This window comes from Flavobacterium akiainvivens (assembly GCF_001278115.1).
In the GTDB taxonomy this organism is placed as follows: Bacteria; Bacteroidota; Bacteroidia; order Flavobacteriales; family Flavobacteriaceae; genus Flavobacterium; species Flavobacterium akiainvivens.
In genome coordinates, this window is record NZ_LIYD01000005.1 from 376374 (window position 1) to 398319 (window position 21946).

21 protein-coding genes are annotated in these 21946 nt (G+C 44.7%); 6 read left to right on the forward strand and 15 right to left on the reverse strand.

Annotation, left to right across the window (positions count from 1 at the left end):
* Positions 1-78: 78 nt before the first annotated feature.
* Positions 79-354, forward strand: a complete 276-nt coding sequence (locus AM279_RS01600; RefSeq protein ID WP_054405926.1) for a DUF4834 family protein — start codon at positions 79-81, stop codon at positions 352-354.
* A 33-nt stretch (positions 355-387) separates the two neighbouring features.
* Here the strand turns inward: AM279_RS01600 and AM279_RS01605 are convergent, their stop codons facing one another.
* Positions 388-834, reverse strand: coding sequence for a response regulator (locus tag AM279_RS01605; RefSeq protein ID WP_054405927.1), 447 nt, complete (start codon positions 832-834; stop codon positions 388-390).
* A gap of 22 nt (positions 835-856) precedes the next feature.
* Positions 857-1414, reverse strand: a complete 558-nt coding sequence (locus AM279_RS01610) for a helix-turn-helix domain-containing protein (protein ID WP_054405928.1) — start codon at positions 1412-1414, stop codon at positions 857-859.
* A 226-nt stretch (positions 1415-1640) separates the two neighbouring features.
* On the opposite strand from AM279_RS01610, the gene AM279_RS01620 reads away from it, so the two are divergent.
* Positions 1641-2315 carry a hypothetical protein gene (locus tag AM279_RS01620; RefSeq protein ID WP_054405930.1) on the forward strand — a complete coding sequence of 225 codons (675 nt, stop codon included), beginning with the start codon at positions 1641-1643 and terminating at the stop codon, positions 2313-2315.
* A gap of 148 nt (positions 2316-2463) precedes the next feature.
* Here AM279_RS01620 and AM279_RS01625 read toward each other — a convergent pair whose 3' ends face one another.
* The 3 genes from AM279_RS01625 to AM279_RS01635 all read right to left on the reverse strand — a co-directional run bounded on the left by AM279_RS01625 (position 2464) and on the right by AM279_RS01635 (position 4577).
* Positions 2464-2847, reverse strand: coding sequence for a DUF3037 domain-containing protein (locus AM279_RS01625; protein WP_054405931.1), 384 nt, complete (start codon positions 2845-2847; stop codon positions 2464-2466).
* Positions 2825-3619, reverse strand: coding sequence for a HipA family kinase (locus tag AM279_RS01630; protein WP_054405932.1), 795 nt, complete (start codon positions 3617-3619; stop codon positions 2825-2827). Before AM279_RS01630 ends, AM279_RS01625 begins: the two co-directional genes overlap by 23 nt.
* A 247-nt stretch (positions 3620-3866) precedes the next feature.
* Entirely contained in the window at positions 3867-4577 is a 711-nt protein-coding gene (locus tag AM279_RS01635; protein WP_054405933.1) for a hypothetical protein, read from the reverse strand.
* Positions 4578-4828: 251 nt separating this feature from the next.
* Here AM279_RS01635 and AM279_RS01640 point away from each other — a divergent pair, with 251 nt between their 5' ends.
* Positions 4829-5176: a hypothetical protein gene (locus tag AM279_RS01640; RefSeq protein ID WP_054405934.1), complete on the forward strand. Its 348-nt coding sequence runs from the start codon at positions 4829-4831 to the stop codon at positions 5174-5176.
* Positions 5177-5332: 156 nt separating this feature from the next.
* Here the strand turns inward: AM279_RS01640 and AM279_RS01645 are convergent, their stop codons facing one another.
* The 5 genes from AM279_RS01645 to AM279_RS01665 are packed head-to-tail and all read right to left on the reverse strand — an operon-like array spanning position 5333 to position 9550.
* A complete protein-coding gene (locus tag AM279_RS01645) occupies positions 5333-5986 on the reverse strand; it encodes a nitroreductase family protein (RefSeq protein ID WP_082344160.1) in 654 nt (217 codons plus the stop codon).
* Between the two features lie 6 nt (positions 5987-5992).
* Positions 5993-7072 carry an RnfABCDGE type electron transport complex subunit D gene (locus AM279_RS01650; protein ID WP_054405935.1) on the reverse strand — a complete coding sequence of 360 codons (1080 nt, stop codon included), beginning with the start codon at positions 7070-7072 and terminating at the stop codon, positions 5993-5995.
* A 12-nt stretch (positions 7073-7084) separates the two neighbouring features.
* Entirely contained in the window at positions 7085-8332 is a 1248-nt protein-coding gene (gene rsxC / locus AM279_RS01655; RefSeq protein WP_054405936.1) for an electron transport complex subunit RsxC, read from the reverse strand.
* Positions 8329-9258 carry an FAD:protein FMN transferase gene (locus AM279_RS01660; protein WP_054405937.1) on the reverse strand — a complete coding sequence of 310 codons (930 nt, stop codon included), beginning with the start codon at positions 9256-9258 and terminating at the stop codon, positions 8329-8331. The genes rsxC and AM279_RS01660 overlap by 4 nt, the downstream gene beginning before the upstream one ends.
* Entirely contained in the window at positions 9233-9550 is a 318-nt protein-coding gene (locus AM279_RS01665; protein ID WP_054405938.1) for a hypothetical protein, read from the reverse strand. Before AM279_RS01665 ends, AM279_RS01660 begins: the two co-directional genes overlap by 26 nt.
* Before the next feature lie 240 nt (positions 9551-9790).
* Between AM279_RS01665 and AM279_RS01670 the strand changes: the two genes are divergently transcribed.
* Positions 9791-12652 (forward strand): TIM-barrel domain-containing protein, encoded by a 2862-nt coding sequence (locus AM279_RS01670; protein WP_054405939.1) that lies wholly within the window; start codon positions 9791-9793, stop codon positions 12650-12652.
* A 73-nt stretch (positions 12653-12725) separates the two neighbouring features.
* Here the strand turns inward: AM279_RS01670 and AM279_RS01675 are convergent, their stop codons facing one another.
* From AM279_RS01675 to AM279_RS01695, 5 genes are read right to left on the reverse strand one after another with little or no spacing between them, the layout of a single operon-like run.
* Positions 12726-13592, reverse strand: a complete 867-nt coding sequence (locus AM279_RS01675) for a branched-chain amino acid transaminase (protein ID WP_054405940.1) — start codon at positions 13590-13592, stop codon at positions 12726-12728.
* Complete coding sequence (gene leuB / locus AM279_RS01680; protein WP_054405941.1) at positions 13593-14705, reverse strand: 3-isopropylmalate dehydrogenase; 1113 nt, start codon at positions 14703-14705, stop codon at positions 13593-13595. It lies immediately after the preceding gene.
* Positions 14706-14708: 3 nt separating this feature from the next.
* Entirely contained in the window at positions 14709-15287 is a 579-nt protein-coding gene (gene leuD, locus AM279_RS01685; RefSeq protein ID WP_054405942.1) for a 3-isopropylmalate dehydratase small subunit, read from the reverse strand.
* A gap of 1 nt (position 15288) precedes the next feature.
* Entirely contained in the window at positions 15289-16671 is a 1383-nt protein-coding gene (gene leuC / locus AM279_RS01690; protein WP_054410056.1) for a 3-isopropylmalate dehydratase large subunit, read from the reverse strand.
* A 4-nt stretch (positions 16672-16675) separates the two neighbouring features.
* Entirely contained in the window at positions 16676-17842 is a 1167-nt protein-coding gene (locus tag AM279_RS01695; RefSeq protein ID WP_054405943.1) for a 2-isopropylmalate synthase, read from the reverse strand.
* 232 nt (positions 17843-18074) lie between these two features.
* On the opposite strand from AM279_RS01695, the gene AM279_RS01700 reads away from it, so the two are divergent.
* Together AM279_RS01700 and AM279_RS01705 are read left to right on the forward strand one after the other, a co-directional pair.
* Complete coding sequence (locus AM279_RS01700; RefSeq protein WP_054405944.1) at positions 18075-19631, forward strand: hypothetical protein; 1557 nt, start codon at positions 18075-18077, stop codon at positions 19629-19631.
* 121 nt (positions 19632-19752) lie between these two features.
* Positions 19753-21711: a cytochrome-c peroxidase gene (locus AM279_RS01705; RefSeq protein WP_054405945.1), complete on the forward strand. Its 1959-nt coding sequence runs from the start codon at positions 19753-19755 to the stop codon at positions 21709-21711.
* Positions 21712-21946 lie beyond the last annotated feature (235 nt).

Genomic DNA, 21946 nt, shown 5'->3' on the forward strand with positions numbered 1-21946 from the left:
ATGTTTTTATTATTATTTTAAGACAACCCGGTAATAATTAAAGAGCGTAATGCTTATTTTTGACAAAACTTTATGATTATGGAAACAGCATCATTTAACGGCCTGCTTAAAACAATTTTTATTATTGTATTGGTTTATTATGCTATACGCTTTTTAATGAGGCTTCTTGCCCCGGTAATTGTGCAGGAAGTGGTTAAAAAAGCCGAGCAGAACTTTCAGCGTGCCCATAATCAGCAACAATCGCAGCAACAGCAATATGGCTATGATAACAATGCTTATCAGCAGCCCAAACCAGAGAAGCCCCGCGAAAAGAAAAAAGTAGGTGAATATATTGATTTTGAAGAGATAGAATAAAAAAATCCCCGCAAAGCGGGGATTTTTAGTTTATTACAGGCTTAGTATAAAACTGTCTTTATTAAGCCCGTCTACTATGTACTGCCAGTTAATGTGTACCACATCGCTCAATACTTTTTTAAGCATATTAAAATCGTTTGGCTTGCGTATGTAAACATTGGCCCCGGCCACAAAGGTGTCTTCTATATCCTGCTCGCTCGAAGAGGTTGAATATATGGCTACAGATATCCTTTTAAGCCTATCGTTAGCCCTTATTTCCTTAAGGCACTCCATACCGCTTTTGCGGGGCATGTTTAGGTCAAGAAAAATAATATCCGGCAAGGCGTTTTCGGTATTATTAAGATGTGCCATAAGCTGCTCACCGTCACTAAACGATGAGATTTCATACTTAATTTTTACTTCCTCAAATGCTTCCTCAAAAAACAAACGGTCATCTTCATCGTCATCGGCAAGCATAATATGTAATGGTGTAGGGCGCATCTAATATATAGTGTATAAGTTGTTACTTGGTTTCTATGTAGCGTTTTTGCTTCATAATTTTTTGAAAAGCGGTAGGGGTAACACCGGTAATGTTCTTAAATTGCTGGGAAAGGTAAGCTACGCTGCTGTAGTTCATCATGAAAGAAATCTCTGTAAGCGAAAGGTTTTCAGTTAACAGCAACTGTTTTACCCTTTCGATTTTGTGCAAAATAATGAAATTTTCTATTGATATGAAAGTAACCTCAGAAAATACCTGAGACAGCGTGCGGTAATTTTCGCCCAACTTCTCAGAGAGGTAAGTAGATATCTTTAAAGACTGCATACCCTTGTCGGCATAAAGCATCTCAATTATAGTGTTTTTAATCTTCTGTACCAGTATGCTTTTCTGGTTGTCTACTATTTCAATACCAAAGTCTTTTAAAGAGCTTATAAAGGCATTGTAGGTCTCCATGGGTATGTTTTCCTTAAACTTTACATATCCCGGCTCTGTAACCCTGCAATTAATTTTAAATGCATCCAGTTGTTGCTGTAATACAACTTTACACATGGTGTCTATGTTATACTTAATGTAAAGTTCCATTTATTGCCCCCTTGTTATAAAAAGTAAATGTACGAAAATTATGTATGAATATCAGGTTGTAATAGATTATGCATAATTTTATAACAGTTACTAATAATAATTTTTCAATCAATTGTTTTACAGTGTTATATGTGTATTTTTGTAAGGTATTAAATATAAAATTAACGTATTTGGCTATTGCGCTGTAAACCATAAGTTTTAAATTAGTCTACAAATTTACTATGTTATGCAGCCCATTCAAAACCCGCCAGATGGCGGTATGCTATATGCCGAAACCAACCTTGAACACACCTTTCCTGAGCCTTTAAACATGATTACATCATGCTTTTTCCTTGCCATTGCTTTGTATTGGACTTACAAGTTATGGGGTAAGGCCAGGCAGCACACTTATCTTACCGTTGCACTTATTTTGCTGTATATAGGCGGGATAGGCGGCACTATTTACCACGGCCTGCGCCAATGGAATTTCTTTATCATGATGGACTGGATGCCCATTATGCTGCTGTGCGTTTCGGCAGGTGTATATTTTATAGCCAGGCTAACACGCTGGTATTATGCGGTTTTGTTTGTGGTTTTATACCTTGCCTTTATGATTTTTGCACGGCGCTATTTTTCAGAAGAAGGTAATATACAGCTGTTTATAAATATAAACTATGCAATATTAGCAGGGATGGTGCTGTTACCGGTACTGGCTTACCTAATGTCTACTAAGTTTAAGAACGGAATGTGGGTGGGGCTTGCATTACTGGCATTTGTGCTTGCGCTTACCTTTAGGGTAGCCGACCCATGGGGCTGGATGTCTTTCGGGACGCACTTTTTGTGGCATACATTTGGCGCGATAGCTGCTTTCTGTATGTTTCAGTACCTGTACCTGATAAATTTAAAGCCCGAAACCACATAAAAAAACCCGTTTGCAAGGGGGACTGGGGGAGCAAACGGGTTTTAGCATTAATCACGGTATTTATTTTTATTTAAGTATTAACTTACAAATCTAATTAATGATTATCAAATGTAATAAGAAAAATAACAGAACCAACAATTTTTCTGACTTATTTTACTAAATCGTTAAATAATTGATTAGCTGTGTCTTGCAGGGCTAAACAAAAGCCCGGATGCGGCCTTGACGTTTGTATAACCGAACTCCGCACCGCCGTTAACCACCTGAAACGCTCATCGGGCTCCAGCTTTGCAATAGGGCCGCCATTTTTAGCACCGTGTGCAATGCGTTCAAACGACTCCAGGTTTAGCCTAAGCTGTTCGTTATCAATATCATTATGTAGCATTAGCAGCTTGGCCTCGTTGACTTCAAACAGCATTTTTACAAACTTTTGGCGCTTGCAAAATACTATAACCCCCACATTTACAAACTCTTCGCGTTCTACCCGCGGCACCACGCGGATAACCGCATACTCATATAAGTGCCTGTCTTGCATTTTGTGCCTGGTTTACAAAGGTTTGCGAATTGTTTAAACGGGTCACAAGGAAGGTAACATACACCTCTCGCACTTCATCGGGCGATTGTTCAAGGCCTTCCCATTGCAGCCAGGTATCGGGCAGCAGGTTTACCACACTACGAATTTTCTGCTCGGTTAACAGTGCTTTAAAATCAGCGTCAACCTGCTCTAATTCAGATGCCTGCGGTAGCAGTACATGGTCTTTTATTAAGGCAAACGGACTCTTGGCGTGGCCTTCTGGATCTGTAAATGAATGGTGAAAATACAGGCTGGCACCGTGGTCTATAAGCCATAACTCCTTGTGCCACATAAGCATATTGGTGTTGCGGAACGTCCTGTCTACATTGGTAATAAAGGCATCCAGCCACACAATTTGCGAGGCCAGGCGGGCATCTACGGTAGTAACTACGGGGTCAAAATTTATGGCGCCCTGCAGGTAGTGCAGCGCCAGGTTAAGCCCCTTGCTGGCCTGTAGCAGGTCTTGTATTTCCTCATCGGCCTCGGTACGGCCAAAGGCTTCATCAAGGTTGGCAAACACCAGCTCAGGCACCGGAAGCCCCAGCAGGCGGGCTATTTCGCCACCTATAAGCTCGGCAATCAGGGCCTTGGTGCCATGCCCGGCACCCCTGAATTTCAGTACATATTTAAAGTCATCGTCGGCATCGGCAAGGGCGGGGAGAGAGCCCCCCTCGCGAAGCGGCGTTATATAGCGCGTTACATTTACCGTACGCAGCTTTGGGTTGTGTTCCATCCTGGATTTGTTTTTACGTAAAATTACGCCTTTTTAATCCGAAAAAAAATTGTGTTTTTTGGGTTACGATATGGCAGTTTTCGGTGTGAAATATTTAAATTTTAGCTTTTGTTGATTATCAGTGCTTTAGCGAAATTGAAGTGCTTAATATTTCACTTTTGGAGTTTGACATTCGGTTTTTGTGCACCTTTTTTAAAAACCCGTGTCAGGTTAAAAAATAAGCGTGCTTTTTTACTTTTTGAAGCCATCAGTTTTTAGTTTGGCCCTGCCTTAAAATTGCCTGGCGCTCCTCTAAATATTTTTGTCGTTTTTCAACAGCTTCTGAAGTTGGACGGGCAGTTATGGTTAATCCATCTATTGTGTAGGCGAAAAAAGGTATCAGCGCTTCAAAATGTCCTGCTATCTTTTTATAGTTGCATAAAGTTCTCACTAATTCTGTGTACTGATTGATAATTTTCGCTTCAGGTACATCCTGTAGTTCGGGAGACCAATATGTCTTAAAAGAATATTGCCCCTCATTCTTGGTTTCAATAATATAAGTCCTCCCATCAAAGCCATCCTTCCAGCCCTTGATTTTATTTTGGGAGGGCACGCTTTCCAAACCGCTACCATCAGTAAGGCTTATAATTTCATCGGCAACTTCCGGCGGTAATGAAAATTGCATCCAAAACTTTCTTTCTGTACGTGATTCTTCTATTTCATCAGCAATAAGGGTTACAAACCCCCATGACTGCCCTAAATTCCTGTAGGCTTCAATGCGGGTACCATACCACGAGAGCCTTACGGCATAATCTGCCCGGCTGGTTTCTATTGGCTCAAAGCCAAATTGGGCTATCCTTTGGTTTTTGTAGGTAACGCTTAAAGCGGTGTCGCTATCAGGGGTAAAGGTGTAGGCGGCGGCATCCTGCCCATGGCAAAACGCGGTACAAAACAGTAGCAAGGTGTATACTAATTTCATTGTGAGGATTTTTGTAAATATAAAAAATCCCCTAAGGTCTGCTACTATAACCGTTGGGGAATTTTTGTTGGGTTCGAATAGGTCAAAAGTATTGCGAAAAACGATTGCGCTCAAGATGAACCGTTTTTTTATCGCCCAAAAACACCTATTGTTCGATTAAGTGTTTACAGTGTGTTAATAATCGTATAATTAACATTATTTAATAAGGCTCCGGAGGTAAATTTAGGGTAAAATAGATATCCTCTTACTATATGGACAATCATTGCTTTGTAGTTCTTGAGCTGCCGGGCGGCGAAGAACTTAAATATGTAGACGAAGCTAATACACATGGTTTCTGGACGGCCGTTGCCGGCAACATTCGCGATGGCAAGGCTAAAATTATCAGTAAGCGGCAGGACACCGGTATATCTGAAGATTTACGCAGCCATGTTTCGGGCAACCAAAAATTTACCACCTATGTACTGGTAGACATGCACCTGCACCCGCAGCGTTGCAGCAACAACCGTATTTTCGAGCGTGTATCGGCATGGCTTACCGGCACGGGCAGGCACCGTGTTATAGATGACGGGGCTAACTTTCAGCTGGTTACCATAGACTGAGTTTAGTGCCTTACCATAACTTTTTTAAAGGTAGCTTTAATGGCGTTACGTTCTTAAGGCACCTGTATAAAAAGCCTTGAGATATCTTAAAGGTGCTGCCGCTTAGCTGATAAGCTTCTTAGCTTAGGGGTTCAGCAGCTAAGTGGCTCAGTAGCTTTATTCAATAATTTTAACCTTTTGCGCAAAACGTTTCGGGGCTACAGGGGCTTCTGCCGGGTAGCCTAACGAAATGTTTATGGCAACCTCATAGCCATCGGGTATATTAAGCAGCTCCAGTATATCTTTATTATCGGGGTTGTTAAGTATAGGTACCAACGTGCCTAACGGACAAGTGCCCAGCCCTATGGCGTGCGAGCTGAGCAGTATATTCTGCAGGATAATACCGCTGTCAAGGTAGCTAATATCGCTGCTTTTATCGCGGGCAATAACAATAAGGGTAGGGGCATTATGAAAAATACTGAATCCGGGTTCTTTGTAATGCGCCGCACTGCCCTGAAACTCTTTACCCTCGGCAAAATTCAGGAAACGCTGGTTTATCTCCTTTAGTATTTCAGGGTTTTGTACCACACGCACTTCCCACGGCTGCTTGTTCAGGGCGCTTGGCGCATATATGGCGCTTTTCATTATGGTGTCTATCTGCGCCTTGCTTACCTGTTGGGTGGTGTACTTGCGTATAGACCTGCGCGTAAGTATGTTGTTTAATATGGCCTCTTTCTGGCTGCCGGTATAGGTGGTTTGCTGTACAGGTGGGGAGTCGTTGCATGAAACGGCAATTGCGGCAAACAGGCAAAACATAAAAATCTTCTTCATGGGTATTTAAATAGGGTTTGAAATTTTATCTGAAAACGAAAAGTTGAACTTAAAGATGATGTATACAATGTACAGGTATACCACATAGCTGGTAAGCCCGTAATAGTGTAACGAAAGCAGGGCCAGCACACCGCCCGCTATACTAAGCGTAAGCAGGAATACCTTTTCGGCCAGAGCCTTAAAGTCATGCTTATGGCCCCAGGCACGAGGCATAAACACCTCATTTATCTTAGGGGTAAAACCATTGAGCAGTAATATGGAGAACGACATATACTCAAACCGAACTCCCGCCAGTATAAACGCAAATGCAGAAAGCCCTATCATGCCGCCATAATACAGTTTACCGTTTGGCGAATTGGGGCTCGAAGGCATATCGGTAGCCATAAAAAGGGCACCCAGCAATACCCCCGCAGCCGAATACTTAAGGTCGTCGCCATCATTAACCAGCCAGAAGCCTGTGCTAAAAACAGCCAACAAGGCAAACGGTATGTGCCATGAAATGCGCCGTCTTATCAGTAAATACAGCCCACCCAGCGCAATTGCCGCAACAGAGTATTCGCCCAAAGCCCCTGTGGTTTTGTACAGTAGCCCTGATGTATACGTGGCAAGGTAGCTGTTAGTACCTAAAAAGCCAATCTCCTTTACATTTATAAACGATTTGGTGACCCATATAGCCGCCGAGCTCATTACCGGGAAAAAGGCCGCCATAAACTCACGGCCCATAAGTGCAGGGTTAAACCGGTTTTTGCCCAGGCCGCCCCACAGCAGCTTGCCAAACAATATGGCTGCAAACGCGCCAAATGCCACCACATACCACGGCGTGGCGGGCGATAGCGTAAACGCCAGCAATAATCCCGTTATAACAGCCGAACCATCTAAAACAGCCGTAGTTTTTTTTACATAAACCGCAGAAAATACAAAGTCGGTTACTAAGGCAGTACCTACGGCGGTGCCAATAACCAGCAATGCCTGTAGTCCATAGGCAATGTAAGCAACGGCAACCAAAGGCAGCAGTGCCAGTATAACATCAGCCATTACGGCGGTGGTAGTATTAAAGCGGGGTTTTATGTAGGGGTTTACATTCATTCAATATCTTGATTAACTTGCCTGCAGGGTTTGTTTTCCTGTAAAAATACTTTTCATAAGCGGCACATCGCTGGGGCATATATAGGCACAGGCGCCGCATTCTATACAATCGGTAAGGTTAAGCTGTAGCAGGCGTTCCTTATCGGCCCGGGCTTCCGGCCGCACAAACTCCATGGGCATAAGCCGTTGCGGACAGGCATCGGCGCAGTAGCCGCACTGTATGCAGTTGTTGTCGTTTGCTTTAGCCTGGGGCATAATAAGTACACCACCGGTGCCCTTGTTTATTGGGCTGCGGGCATCGTGTACCGCCCTGCCCATCATGGGGCCGCCCAGTATTACGGTTTGCTGTTCAGGATTCCAATCCATACCCAGTTCCTGCATTATAAACCAAACCGGCGTACCAACTTTAACGCTGTAATTGCCTATATGCCGGGCTTTTTCACCCGAAAGGGTAATTACCCTGTCTGTATAAGGTTTGTTGCCGTAAAAGGCATTATATACTGCCCACAGCGTGCCCACGTTGCTCACCATTATACCGTGTTGTGCCGGTATGCTGCCTTTAGGCAGCTCTTTTCCCGTCACTGATTTTATAAGTTGCAGTTCGCCGCCCTGCGGGTATTCGTTAGGCAGTAAGTGTGTTTCAATTGCGTGTACAGGCAGCAGGGGGGATAACAGCTTTTTAAGCTCCCTGTGCTGCTTTTCTATGGCAATAACCACCCATTGCGCGCGTACTACTTTTTGCAGCAGCTGTATGGCCTTTACAAGTGCGGGGAGTTCGTTTTTTAGCAGGGCATAGTCGGCGCTCAGGTAAGGCTCGCACTCAGCCCCGTTTATTATAAGCGTACTGATCCGGCCTTCAACATCATATTTTAAATGCGTAGGGAAACGCGCTCCGCCACTGCCTTCAATACCATATTCTTTTAATATGGAAAGGATTTGTGCATTGGTAAGCCCATCAGGATTTAGGGAGGGCAATTCATATTCATTGTCCTTAAAATTGTTTATAAGTTTTAAGTGGGGCTGCCCGTTAATATCTTCAATGCCTTCTATAGTTCCCGAAACCGGTGCATGTACACAGGCCGCAAAAACACCCTCAGAAGCCGCTACTGGCTGGTATTTCTTTACCGTTTCTCCCGGCTGTACAAGCAAATCCATAGTGCCTTTGTAGCCATAAAGCGGCAGGTATAGTTCAGGCGGGTCTGCAAGCGTAGCAATAGGTATATGCTTGGTTTTACTTTTTAAAGACGTAATATGCATCATACGCTCAGTACTTTAAAAGGTTCATACCCAGTGGTTTTTACAACACGCTGTTGCGTAATAAGGTACGCCTCAAAATCGAAATTATGTTTCAGTTCAGTAGCAACTGTTTCAAAATCATCTTCCTGTACGGCAAATAATGCGGTAGAAAGCACATCGCTTAAAAAGGCACTTTTACAAATAACACCACACTGCACGTTTTCTGATGGGTAGCCCGTTTTGGCGTTAATAATATGCCCGTATTTTTTGCCGTCTATGGTTATAAACCCACTCATAGTAGCCGATAACGAAAAACACGCATTGGCTATACTAATCCTGCCGCATTTTTCATCATCCTCAAAAGGGTGAGGCAGGTTAATGTTACGGCTGTTAACAGCATAAATAGTGCTGCCGCCCGCATTGATTACGCCATTTGTAACGCCTTCATTTTTAAGCTGTTTTGCCAGTACATCTACAGCAAAAGCTTTTATAAACGACCCTGTAATAATTTCCTGTCCGCTGCTTATCATGGCTTTATGGCCGTCAAGCTGTATTTTGGTATAGTCTGTATTTTTAAGCGCCTGCTGTATGTGTTGGGATTTAGGGAAAGAAGTTTCTCCGTCCCTGTAAAAGCCCCAAAGCTTTAGCAGCGGCATCATGGTAATATCATAAGCGCCGTTTGTAGCCTGGCTTATTTTTGCTATGCTTTGCAGCATAATTGCGGTATTTTCGTCAATATCAGCCCACCGTCCGGCATTGGCATTTATGTTGTGGAATACAGAACCCGGCGTATAAGAATTGTATAGCGCATCAATATATTCCAGTAGCGCAAAGCCACGTTCTATTATGGCCTCATCGTGGTGTGCAGGTATTTTTATCCTGAAATTGCAATGAAACAGCCTGCGTGTTTGTGATATGTACGTCTTACTGGCTGTCTGTGGCATCTTCATCGGTATCGGTTTCAACTTTGGTTTTACCTTTCTTTAAAGCCTTAAAGTTGACCTTGCCAACATTAACTACCTGGAAATAAAACTCAGGGTTTTTCCACTTTTTTGTAAGCGAGTCATACTGTAGTTTCTGGCTGTCAAACTGCTGTTTCAACACGTCTTTTTGCAGCTGTGCCAAATCCTGTTGCCGTTGTTTTTCTGCCCGTTCTTCCTGTAGTTCGTCCCACAGGTCGCGGTTGCCAAAAATAAGCAGCGCAATACCCGTTAAGTATAACAATACCGGTTTTAATTTCATTGTTGTAGTTTTTGCCTTGGGGTAAAAATACACAGTTATGCTTTTTTAAGAAGCAATTAAGTGATGAATTTAATTGGTCAGAGAATCCAATATTAAAACCATAAGCCGTAAAAGTCTACTTATGGTCATTATAACCATTAAAAACACATAACAGTACCTTTTTAAAAACATTATAGCCCCTGCAATGCACTAATTATAGGCACATTTGCAAATTCAAACGTTTTAATTAATAAAATAACGATGAGTAAAAAAATATCTCTATTGTTAGCCGGTTTGGTTTTGGCGGCGTGTTCGCCCAAAACATATCAGGTAACAAATGATAGCGTTGTGCTTACCCTTAAGAAAAATAAGGATACCCAGGCAGGAAAAATCCGCGTGCACGTGTTGCAGGACGAACTGGTACACGTATCTGCCACGCCCGATGCTGATTTCCCTAAAGATTCGAGCCTTATTATTGTACCGGGTTTAAAAACCGTTCCGTTTAAGGTTAAGGATGCCAAAGACTCTGTAGAAGTGGCCACAGCCAAACTAAAGGTAAAGATTTCTAAAAACGACGGGGGTATCCAGTTCAGGGATAACAGCGGTAAACTGTTGCTTGCAGAACAGCAGGGCGGTGGCAAAACGTTTGACCCGATTGAGGTAGAAGGCAAAAAAGCCTACTCAGTAAAACAGATATTCAATTCACCGGCAGATGAATCGTTCTTTGGCCTTGGCCAGCACCAGGCCGATGAGTTTAACTACAAAGGCAAGAGCGAAGAGCTTTTTCAGTATAACACAAAGGTTTCGGTACCGTTTATTGTTTCAAATAAAAACTACGGTGTACTGTGGGACAGCTATGCACTAAGCCGCTTTGGCGACAGCCGCCCATACAAACAGCTAAGCGACGTTTTTAAGATTTATGATAAAAACGGGCAGCCGGGCAGCATAACCGGTACCTATTCTTCTACCGATGCCGGTGTGCAAACCATAGTGCGCCGGGAGCCTAATATTTTCTTTGAAGATATTAAGAGCATAAAGGCGCTACCACAGGGTTTCCCGCTAAAGCATGCTAACGTGTTGTATGAAGGTTCTATAGAAGCTAACGAAACCGGCACCTACAAGTTTACCCTGTATTATGCAGGTTACATGAAAGTATATGTAAACAACCAGCTGGTAGTGGCAGAGCGCTGGAGGACAGCATGGAACCCTAACAGCTATAAGTTTACGTTTCCGCTTGAGGCAGGCAAACGCGTGCCCCTGCGCATAGAGTGGCAGCCTGACGGTGGTGTGTCTTACTGCGGCCTGCGTGCCCTTGAGCCACAAACAGATGAGGAGAAAAACAACCAGGTGTGGTGGAGCGAAATGAACAACAAAATGGATTACTATTTTGTGTACGGCAACACTATGGATGAGGTTATTAAAGGTTACCGTACCCTTACCGGAAAATCGCAGGTTATGCCTAAATGGGCCATGGGCTACTGGCAAAGCCGCGAGCGCTATAAAACACAGGATGAGATTGTAGGCACGCTTAAAGAATTCCGCGAGCGTAAAATTCCTATCGATAATATTGTACTTGACTGGAATTACTGGAACGAAGATGCATGGGGCAGCCACGAGTTTGATAAGGCCCGTTTCCCAGACCCTAAAGGCATGGTTGATGATATTCACGGGCTTAATGCCAAAATGATGATATCGGTATGGCCTAAGTTTTATAAAACTACCGAGCATTTTAAGGAGTTTGACCAAAAAGGCTGGATGTATCAACAGGCTATTAAAGATAACGTAAAAGACTGGGTTGGACCTGGTTATGTAGGTTCATTTTATGATGCATACTCATCGGGTGCGCGCCAGCTTTTCTGGAAACAAATGTACGAACACCTGTACCCACTGGGCATAGACGCATGGTGGATGGATGCCAGCGAGCCTAACGTGCTGGATTGTACTGATATGGAATACCGTAAAGAGCTGTGCGGCCCTACCGCTCTGGGTTCTTCTACACAGTACTTTAACGCATATGCACTTATGAATGCCGAGGCTATTTATGACGGCCAGCGCAGTGTAGACAACAACAAGCGTGTTTTCCTGCTTACCCGTTCGGGTTTTGCAGGCCTTCAGCGCTATTCTACCGCTACATGGAGTGGAGATATTGCTACCCGTTGGGAAGACATGAAAGCGCAGATAGCCGCCGGGCTTAACTTTTCTATTGCCGGTGTGCCATACTGGACTATGGATATAGGTGGTTTTTGTGTAGAAGACCGCTACGTTGCCGGGCAGCTGGCTTATGATAAAGACGGTAAGGAAAACGCCGATTATAAAGAGTGGAGGGAGCTTAACGCCCGTTGGTTCCAGTTTGGTGCGTTTGCACCGCTTTACAGGGCACACGGCCAGTTTCCGTTCCGTGAGCCGTGGCACATAGCGCCTGAAGGCCATGACGCTTACAAAAGTATTGTGTACTACACTAACCTGCGTTACAGGCTTATGCCATACATTTATACCCTTGCCGGTATGACCTATTTTAACGATTATACCATTATGCGCCCGCTTGTTATGGACTTCGGCTCAGACAAAAAAGTGGAAAACATTAGCGACCAGTTTATGTTTGGCCCTGCGTTTATGGTTAACCCGGTGTATAAATATGGCGCGCGCAACCGCGAGGTATACTTCCCTGAAAATGCTAACTGGTATGATTTCTATACCGGGCAATACATTACCGGCGGGCAAAAACGCACTGTTGATGCACCGTATGGCCAGATTCCGCTATACATCCGCGAAGGCGCAATTGTACCGGTAGGCCCTGAAATGCAGTATACAAGCGAGAAACCGGCCGAAAACATTGTGCTGTATGTGTACCAGGGTAAAGATGGCGACTTTACATTATATGAAGACGAAGGCGTTAATTACAATTATGAAAAAGGCCAGTTTAGCCGTATCGGTTTCCATTATAATGAAGCAGCCGGTACACTAACCATAGATGCGCGAGAAGGCGAGTTTAACGGAATGCTTAAAAACCGCACCTTTACAGTAGTAACGGTTAATAAAACCGCACCAAAAGCATTTACATTTGATGCTAAAGGTAAAACAGTTACGTATAACGGCACTAAACAGGTTATCAGCCTGAAATAGTTTACAAATACAAATGATTGCAAAAGCCCCTTATGGTTATTCATAGGGGGCTTTGTTATTTTTAATCCGATTTTTATTTCAGGACTTCTTTTTGGTATAATACCGATAGCTTTTTACCAAAGCTGTTGTTCCACACCAATGGGAACGTATAATCGTCTAACGAACCGATGCCTGCAATTTCGGCGGCGGTACCGGTAAAAAAAGCGCTGTCTGCGGTTTTAACTTCGTCTATGGTAAACAGTTTCTCCACTACGGGAATGTTGTTTTTCTTAGCCAGTTCTAAAACCGTATTTCTCGTGATACCCGGCAGTATGTTGCCCAGCGGGCAGGTATACAGTACCCCATCTTTCTCATAAAAGAAGTTGGCGCCCGGGCCTTCTGCTACAAAACCCGCGGCATCAAGCATCAGGGCTTCATCAAAGCCGTTTTGTTTGGCCTCTGTGGTGGCAAGTATCGAGTTGATGTAATGCCCCACGGTTTTGGCCTCTACATGGCACGATTTGGGGTTAGGGCGCTGGTAGGATGAGGTGCCAATACGCAACAGCCCGTCGCCCAGGTAACGGCCCCATTCCCACGCGCATAAAAACAGGTTGGCAGGCTCCTGAACAGGTACTAAAGACATGGTGGGCTCCAGGTAAAACAACGGCCTTATGTAAGCATTTTTAAGCCCGTTTTTTTCCAATAGCTCATAACTCAGTGCCGTGAGCTGTTCAACCGTGTAACCGGTCTTAATATGCATCAGCTCGGCCGATTTAAGCATGCGCTCGTAGTGTTCCTTAGCCTTAAATATTTTTACGCCATTCGGGGTGTCATACGCCCGTATGCCCTCAAAAATGCCGTTGCCATAGTGCATGGTCTGGTTATACAGGCTGGCTGTTGCCTGCGCCGCGGGAATCCACTGCCCGTTTAGGTACACTATGGTATTTTCGTTATAATACATTTAGATGATGGTAGATTTGCCAATGCTTACATTAGCGGTATTAGTAAATGCTTCGTTGCCCTGTACCAGCCTTTCTATATAACTGCCCACATCGCTTGTAGAGTAGGTGCTGTCAGGGTTAATATCGGTAGTGCAGTAGTCCTGCTCAATGCTTGTGGTAACGGCTTCTTTAATGGCAGCGCCTTCAGTATACAGGCCAAAATGCTCCAGCAGCAATGCCGCCGAAAGTATAGAAGCCACCGGGTTTGCAATGCCTTTGCCGGTTGCAGCAGGGTAGGAGCCGTGTATGGGCTCAAACAGGCTGTATTTATCGCCTACAGAGGCTGATGCCGCCAGGCCGATACTGCCGCCTATAACACTTGCCTCGTCAGACAGGATATCGCCAAACATATTTTCGGTAAGCATTACATCAAACTGTTTCGGGTTTAAGATAAGCTGCATGGCGGCGTTGTCTACAAACAAAAAATCTAACGCCACATCAGGATATTCGCCTGAAATTTGCGTTACCACCCTGCGCCACAGCCTTGACGTTTCCAGTACGTTAGCTTTATCCACCAGGGTCACTTTCTTACGCCTGTTTTGGGCGGCCTTAAACGCCATATGGGCTATCTGCTCAATTTCCTGAACAGAATATGAACATAGGTCAGAGGCTACGGTTTTGTCTTCGCTAAGCGATTTCTGCCCGAAGTAAATACCGCCTGTGAGCTCGCGGTAAATGGAAATATCTACTCCTGCAATACGGTCGGCCTTCAGGGGCGAATGCGGTATAAGTTTGTTGTAAATAGTAATGGGCCTTATGTTGGCAAACAAATTCAGCGCCTTGCGAATGGCCAGCAGGCCCTGCTCAGGGCGTACGGGCGCATCTGGGTTGTTGTCATACTTAGGGTGGCCCACAGCGCCAAGCAATACGGCATCGGCAGCAAGGCACGTGTTTAGAGTGTCCTGTGGCAGGGGTTCGTTATATTTGTCTATGGCACAGGCACCCAAAAGGGCATGGCTGTAGGTAAAGTCATGGCCAAAGCGCGCGGCTACGGCGTTTAGTACTTTTATGGCTTCGTTAGTAACCTCGGGGCCTATGCCATCTCCGGCTAAAACTGCTATGTTTAGTTGCATGGTTTATTGGTGTTTTTCTTCAAATTGGGTAATGGCATCCAGCCTGCTTACTAAAAAATCTATGTCATCATAACCGTTTATCATGCATATCTTTTTGTAGGCGTTAATTTCAAAATGTTCCGATTTTCCGGCGCAGGTAATGGTTTGCTCCTCCAGGTTTACGGTAACGGGTTCGGCGGGGTTTTGCGCCAGGATATCCAGCAGTGTTTTTAAATACTCAGGGCTAACCTGTAGCGGCAGCAGGCTGTTGTTAAGGCAGTTGCCTTTAAAGATATCGGCAAAATAGCTCGACACGATAACCTTAAAACCAAAACCGGCCAGCGCCCACGGTGCATGTTCACGGCTTGAGCCGCAGCCAAAGTTATTGCCCGTAACCAAAATGGGCCCGTGCGGCTGGCTGTTGAGTTCAAAATCAGGGTTTAAAATATCGTCTTTTATGTACCTCCAGTCGCGGAACAGGTTATCGCCAAAGCCTTTCTTATCGGTAGATTTTAAAAAGCGTGCCGGGATAATTTGGTCGGTATCCACATTTTCTATGTTGAGCGTCATGGCCACATCGGTAAGTGTTGTGAACTTTTGCATGCTAATTCAGTTTTTCGGTAAAGTCAATAATTTTCCCTTCAATGGCAATTGCGGCGGCGGTAAGCGGGCTGGCTAAAATGGTGCGTGCGCCCGGACCCTGGCGGCCTTCAAAATTGCGGTTGCTGGTAGACACGCAGTACTCATCGGCAGGTATTTTATCATCGTTCATGGCAAGGCATGCCGAACAGCCCGGCTGGCGCACCTGGAAGCCTGCATCTTCAAATATCTGGTACAGGCCTTCGGCTTTCATTTCGCTGGCTACCTGCTGCGACCCGGGAACAATAAGCGCGGTTACGTTATCGGCCTTTCGCTTGCCGTTAATGTATTCTGCCACCGTCCTGAAATCTTCAATGCGGGAGTTGGTACAGCTGCCTATAAAGATGTAGTTTACCGGTGTACCCAACAGCGACTGCCCGTAATTAAAGCCCATGTAAGCCAACGCCTTATCGGTACTTGCCTCAACGGTTTCAGGTATACTATCTGTAATTTTCATGCCCATACCGGGATTGGTGCCGTAGGTAAGCATGGGCGCAATATCATTGGCATCAATATCATACTCCTTATCAAATACGGCGCCCTCATCGGTTACCAGGGTTTTCCAGTAGGCTATTTTGGCGTCGAGTGCTTCGCCCTTAGGGGCAAATTCGCGCCCGGCTACATATTTAAACGTGGTTTCATCCGGCGCTATAAGCCCGCCGCGTGCGCCCATTTCAATGCTCATGTTGCACACAGTCATACGTCCTTCCATAGACATTTCGCGGAATACACTGCCTGCATATTCGCAAAAATAACCGGTACCCGAGTTAGTACCCAGTTTGCTGATGATGTACAGGATAACATCTTTAGGCGTAACCCCTTTTTTTAGCGTGCCGTTAACGTTAATGCGCATTTTCTGCGGTTTTTCAACCAAAAGGCACTGGCTGGCAAACACCTGTGCTACCTGGCTGGTGCCAATGCCAAACGCAATAGAGCCAAAGGCGCCGTGGGTACTGGTGTGGCTGTCTCCGCACACAATGGTCATGCCCGGCTGCGTAATGCCCAGTTCGGGCGCTATAACGTGCACAATGCCGTTGTACTCGTGCCCAAGGCCATAAAACGTAATGTTGTTCTTTTTACAGTTTATGGTAAGTTCTTCAATCTGTTTGCGCGACATTTCGTCTTTTATGGGCAAATGCTGGTTAAGGGTAGGGGTGTTGTGGTCTGCCGTGGCAACAATTTTGCCCGGGCGGAAAAGCGGTATGCCGCGCTCCTCAAGCTCATTAAAGGCCTGCGGGCTGGTTACCTCGTGTATAAGGTGCTTGTCTATATATAAAATATCGGGCCCGTTGGTTACAGACTCCACCACGTGGGCATCCCATACTTTATCAAAAAGCGTTTTCTTCATCATATTAAAGGCTTAGTTGAAACTTATTCTTAGACAACGCCACAATGTGGTGAATGTCGTTATCGGCCACTACTTTACAGTTGTCGGCAAAATGCAGGAACTCAGAGTACACAACATCAAGGTCGAGCTTGGTAAATTCATATCCAATATTCTTGGCCCTGTAGGCCAGCGCCGACCTCCCGCTGCGTGCTGTGAGTATAATAGACGATTCGTTAACGCCCACATCGGCCGGGTTGATAATCTCGTAGGTTTCGCGGTTTTTAATAACCCCGTCCTGGTGTATGCCGCTGCTGTGTGCAAAGGCATTTTCGCCCACAATGGCCTTATTGGCCTGTACCGGCATGCCCATTTCTTCGGCCACCATTTTACTAATGCTTAGCAGGCGTTTTGTATCTATATTAGTATTCAGGTTAAGTGTAGGGTGCTGGCGCAAAATCATTACCACCTCTTCCAGCGATGTGTTGCCTGCACGTTCGCCAATGCCGTTTATGGTACACTCAATCTGGCGGGCGCCGTTAATAACCCCCGCAATGGCATTGGCCGTAGCCAAACCCAAATCGTTATGGCAGTGGCACGAAAGGCGCACTTTTTCTATGCCCGGTACGTTTTCCATAAGGTACTTAATCTTGGCGCCATACTCGTCCGGTAGGCAGTAGCCCGTAGTATCAGGAATGTTGAGCACGGTAGCGCCCGCCCTTACGGCTTCGGCACATACTCTGGCAAGAAAGGCGTTATCAGTACGGCCTGCGTCTTCGGCATAAAACTCCACCTCTTCCACAAAAGACTTGGCATAGGCCACGGCTGCATAGGCACGCTCAATAATCTTATCGGGTGTGGTGTTGAATTTGTATTTTATGTGCGATTCAGAAGTGCCAATACCGGTGTGTATGCGCGGCCTTTTGGCATATTTAAGCGCTTCGGCGGCCACCTCAATGTCTTTTTCAACGGCACGGGTAAGTCCGCACACGGTGGCGTTTTTAACGAGTTTTGCAATCTCTGTAACCGACTGGAAATCGCCGGGGCTTGAAACCGGGAAACCGGCCTCTATAACATCTACGCCCAGTGTGTCGAGCTGTTCGGCAATGCGCAGTTTCTGGCCTGTATTTAGCTTACAGCCGGGCACCTGTTCGCCATCTCTTAGTGTGGTGTCAAAAATTTCTACGTGTTCCATGGTAAGTATGTTTACCGCTAAGTTATTATGTATGCATAGAATAGCATTTTTAAACGCAAGCCGTATTACGATGCCCTGGCCTGAAATATTTTATTTAGTTATTTGATTATTAGTGTTTTAAATTCTTTTTTCTTACGATGCTTAACCTTAATGACTAATAATAATTCGTAGGGCAGGCTGTGGCATAAATCGAAAAAAAGAACTACATTTCGGGGTTGAATGACCGCCTGCCATGATTAAGAACAATAACGAACTTACCGATAACCTTTTTGCACTGGTTAAATCGCTTACTGCTTCTGAAAAGCGGCAGTTTACCGTATATGCAGGTAGGGTAGCGGTAAACAGTGAGAGTAAGTTTATAAGCCTCTTTAAAATACTTTGCGCACAAGCGAAGTATGATGAGGCCGCCATACTTAACAGTACCGATATTACCAAGCAGCAGCTGTCTAACATTAAATCGCACCTGTACACCCAGATACTCACCAGCCTGAGGCTAAACCCGGCGGTGCGCAGTGTGCCCCTGCAAATAAGGGAACAGCTTGATTTTGCCATGATACTGTACCGCAAGGGCCTGTACCAGCAAAGCCTTAAGGTGCTGGACAAGATAAAATCACTGGCGCTGCTGTATGAAGAAAAAATAACCGGCTATGAAATTGTAGACCTTGAGAAGATTATAGAATCGCAATACATAACCCGCAGCCGCCCCAACCGTGCCGATTTGCTTATCGAACAGGCCAACGAGCTTTCGCACCTTAACAGCGTGGCAAACGTGCTTTCTAACCTTACGCTGCACCTGTACAACCTGTTTTTAAAAAACGGTTATGTGCGCACACCACAGGAGAAAGAAGAGGTATCTGCCCACTTTTTTGCCAACCTGCCACCGTATGATGAGCAGCGCTTCGGCTTTAGGGAAAAACTTTGGCACTGCCAGGCCTATGTGTGGTACAGCTTTATAATACAGGATTTTGTATCATGCTATAAATATGCCAGCAGGTGGGTGGCGCTGTTTGATAAGGCCCCGCACTTAATAGCCGTGCACCCCGTGTTTTATATTAAGGGCAACCACTATGTGCTGGAATCGTTGTTTTATCTTAACCGGACAAAGCAGTTTGAGGCAGCGCTCGATAATTTTGAAGCCATTTTAGCGAGCACCGATATCCCTGAGGACGACAATATTATGGTGCTGTCCTTCTTGTATGTATATTCAAACAAGCTCAACCTGCGCTTTATGAAAGCTGAGTACACCAATGGTGATGAACTGCTGGATACCATAAATAAAAAGATTGAACGCTACAGGGATAAGGTAGACGACCACCATATTATGATACTGTATTATAAAATGGCGTGCCTTTACTTTGGCGACAGGAAGTATGACAAGTGCATATACTTCCTTAAAAAGATAATGGATAACAAGTCAACCCAGCTTCGGGAGGATTTGGTGTGCTTTACCATGATACTCAACCTTGCCGCACACTATGAGGCCGGGCAGGACTACAGGCTGGAAGCGCTTATAAAGTCTACCCGTGTGTTTTTGAGTAAAATGAACCACCTGCACGAGGTGCAAAAGGCATTGATGGCGTTTTTGGGCAGCCTGCCGCAAATATCTCCGCTACAGCTTAAAGACGAGTTTAGGAGGTTTCACGGCATTCTCAGTCAGTTTGAAAACCATCCGTTTGAGCGCCGCGCCTTTTTGTACCTTGACCTGCTTTCGTGGCTGGAAGGTCATATTAACGATGAGCCTATTGCAACGGTTATTGCCCGCAAGGTTGCCGCCAAACAAAAGGTGTAATCTTTTTTTGACTTTTACTTAACCCTGCCATAATACCGCCCTTTTTTGCAGGGGTTACATTTACAGCCGCTAATTTTTATGCATTGTGCATACAAAAGTGTAGCCTCAATAATTACTGTACATGAAACCCCTTTTTTATATCCCCTTATTTTTTATTGCTGTTTTTGTAAGCTTTAAAACCCTCAATAATACTACCATAAGCAACTATTATGAAAGCGACTACAGGCAACAGATTATAGCCAATATTACAGCACTCAAGACTGAAACCGCCCTGCTTAAAAAAATAGCGCTTGGGTTTGAAAAAGACGGTAACCTGAAAGCCCTGCAAAACCAGGTTGCAAAAACCAGGCTGGCCTACAAAAAGAACGAGATGGTAATAGAATATTATTATCCTAAGCATTGCAAGGCCTATCTTAACGGTGCGCCGCTTATGCACGCCGACCCTTTTCCTGTTGATGAAAAGTATAATGACCAAAACTACTATGGCATTACCCCGCAGGAATACAGCAAAGACCTGCCGCTTGATTATTTAGATATTGAACACTACAAAGGCGAAAGGCGCGTAATAGAGCCCGAAGGCCTGCAGACTATAGACGAGCTTGTTTTTAGTGGCGAAATACCTTCAGACAAACTCATTGCACTTTGCACCCGCCTTGATGATGCCCTGCCTGCCATACAAATAGCCCTTGAAAAGCGCAACTTTTTCTATGACTTCGAAATTGTGGAAGCCGCCCGTATGGAGCTGGTGCGTATTTTAAGTATGGGGGTTACCGGATTTGACACGCCGGGGTCGCTTAACGCAATGCCTGAAGCCGCCGAAGCCTTACAATCAATAGCTGTAACCCTACAGCCTTTACTAAGCCAGGCGGGTAACCAAACAAAACAAAATATTGAGCAACAGTTTGCCAAAGCCGTGGCCTACGTTAATAAGAACAATAATTTCGATCGTTTCGACAGGCTTGCGTTTATAACTGACCACATAAACCCATTATACAAAATGCTGGGAGCGTTACAACAGGAACTGCATTTACCCTCATCTGCTGAAAGGTGGGGCAAGGTACCGGCCTGGAATGCCAAAAGCACCAATATTTTTGATGAGGATTTCCTTAACCCGTATTTCTATACCATGCTTCCGGAAGATAAAGACAGCAAAGAACTCAGGGAATTGGGTAAAAAACTGTTTTATGAACCACTGTTAAGCAGCAGCGGCACCATGAGCTGCGCCACCTGCCATAAGCCGGAGCTGGCATTTACCGATGGTTTGGCTACTTCGGCATCATCAGTTAAAGGTAAGAATGTATTGCGCAATGCACCTACACTTATAAATGCAGTGTTTTCAGATAGGTATTTTTATGATTTGAGGGCTTATGACCTTGAAGAGCAGGCAGAGCACGTGGTAGAAAACCACATGGAGTTTAACACCAGTTTTGAAACCATAGTAAACCAGCTTAACGCAGATACCGATTATAGTAAGGCGTTTGAAGCCGTTTTTGGCAAAGGCCAAAAGGTAACCCGCTATAATTTTGCGCAGGCGTTGTCATCTTATGTACTATCATTAAGGGGCTTTGACAGCGATTTTGATAAGTACATACGTGGTGAAAGCGCTTCAATATCTAAAGAAGTAAAAGACGGCTTTAACCTGTTTGCCGGTAAGGCAGCCTGTGCTACCTGCCATTACATTCCGTTGTTTAACGGGCTTGTGCCGCCGTTATTTGAAGAAAACGAAACTGAAGTTCTGGGGGTTTTAAACAGCGCTACAAATGGCATGCCCGATGATGATGCCGGGCGTTATGCTAACGGGGTAACAGATGATAAGCTGGATATTTATCGCCGTTCGTTTAAAACCACTACAGTGCGCAATGCTGCACTTACAGCACCATATTTTCATAATGGGGCTTACAAAACCCTGGAAGAGGTTATTGACTTTTATGATAAAGGCGGTGCTGCCGGTATGGGCTTTGACTATGAAGTTTACAACCAGACTTTGGCCCCTGATGCCCTGAATCTTACCAAAAAAGAGAAGAAAGCGCTTATTGCTTTTATTGCTTCTTTAAACAGCAATATTGCGGTATATAAATAACGCTGCATTTTCTCAGCGTTAATGTTAAGAGCCATTTAACTGCACCTTAATAAGTACTTTAAAATTAACTGACGGTTAATAATGTGTTTTTGGCAGATTGTTTCAGATTATTTTTAATGTTAACGTTTTCGTTGTGATGTGTAAGTGTGTAATTGTGAATTATGCTATCAAAAATCTAATTTGTTAAGAAATATCGTTTTTCTAAATATCACAAAACACCCTGTTTTGATAGATT

Excerpts from the sequence above, each read along its gene's own strand:
- AM279_RS01695 (WP_054405943.1), bottom strand. The coding sequence starts at position 17,842 with ATGGAACACGTAGAAATTTTTGACACCACACTAAGAGATGGCGAACAG.
- AM279_RS01675 (WP_054405940.1), bottom strand. The coding sequence starts at position 13,592 with ATGTATTATAACGAAAATACCATAGTGTACCTAAACGGGCAGTGGATT.
- AM279_RS01600 (WP_054405926.1), top strand. The coding sequence starts at position 79 with ATGGAAACAGCATCATTTAACGGCCTGCTTAAAACAATTTTTATTATT.
- AM279_RS01645 (WP_082344160.1), bottom strand. The coding sequence starts at position 5,986 with ATGAAGAAGATTTTTATGTTTTGCCTGTTTGCCGCAATTGCCGTTTCA.
- AM279_RS01665 (WP_054405938.1), bottom strand. The coding sequence starts at position 9,550 with ATGAAATTAAAACCGGTATTGTTATACTTAACGGGTATTGCGCTGCTT.
- AM279_RS01625 (WP_054405931.1), bottom strand. The coding sequence starts at position 2,847 with ATGCAAGACAGGCACTTATATGAGTATGCGGTTATCCGCGTGGTGCCG.
- AM279_RS01635 (WP_054405933.1), bottom strand. The coding sequence starts at position 4,577 with ATGAAATTAGTATACACCTTGCTACTGTTTTGTACCGCGTTTTGCCAT.
- AM279_RS01605 (WP_054405927.1), bottom strand. The coding sequence starts at position 834 with ATGCGCCCTACACCATTACATATTATGCTTGCCGATGACGATGAAGAT.
- AM279_RS01670 (WP_054405939.1), top strand. The coding sequence starts at position 9,791 with ATGAGTAAAAAAATATCTCTATTGTTAGCCGGTTTGGTTTTGGCGGCG.
- rsxC (WP_054405936.1), bottom strand. The coding sequence starts at position 8,332 with ATGATGCATATTACGTCTTTAAAAAGTAAAACCAAGCATATACCTATT.
- leuC (WP_054410056.1), bottom strand. The coding sequence starts at position 16,671 with ATGAAGAAAACGCTTTTTGATAAAGTATGGGATGCCCACGTGGTGGAG.
- AM279_RS01660 (WP_054405937.1), bottom strand. The coding sequence starts at position 9,258 with ATGAAGATGCCACAGACAGCCAGTAAGACGTACATATCACAAACACGC.
- AM279_RS01705 (WP_054405945.1), top strand. The coding sequence starts at position 19,753 with ATGAAACCCCTTTTTTATATCCCCTTATTTTTTATTGCTGTTTTTGTA.
- AM279_RS01640 (WP_054405934.1), top strand. The coding sequence starts at position 4,829 with ATGGACAATCATTGCTTTGTAGTTCTTGAGCTGCCGGGCGGCGAAGAA.
- AM279_RS01610 (WP_054405928.1), bottom strand. The coding sequence starts at position 1,414 with ATGGAACTTTACATTAAGTATAACATAGACACCATGTGTAAAGTTGTA.
- AM279_RS01650 (WP_054405935.1), bottom strand. The coding sequence starts at position 7,072 with ATGAATGTAAACCCCTACATAAAACCCCGCTTTAATACTACCACCGCC.
- AM279_RS01630 (WP_054405932.1), bottom strand. The coding sequence starts at position 3,619 with ATGGAACACAACCCAAAGCTGCGTACGGTAAATGTAACGCGCTATATA.
- leuD (WP_054405942.1), bottom strand. The coding sequence starts at position 15,287 with ATGCAAAAGTTCACAACACTTACCGATGTGGCCATGACGCTCAACATA.
- AM279_RS01700 (WP_054405944.1), top strand. The coding sequence starts at position 18,075 with ATGATTAAGAACAATAACGAACTTACCGATAACCTTTTTGCACTGGTT.
- leuB (WP_054405941.1), bottom strand. The coding sequence starts at position 14,705 with ATGCAACTAAACATAGCAGTTTTAGCCGGAGATGGCATAGGCCCCGAG.
- AM279_RS01620 (WP_054405930.1), top strand. The coding sequence starts at position 1,641 with ATGCAGCCCATTCAAAACCCGCCAGATGGCGGTATGCTATATGCCGAA.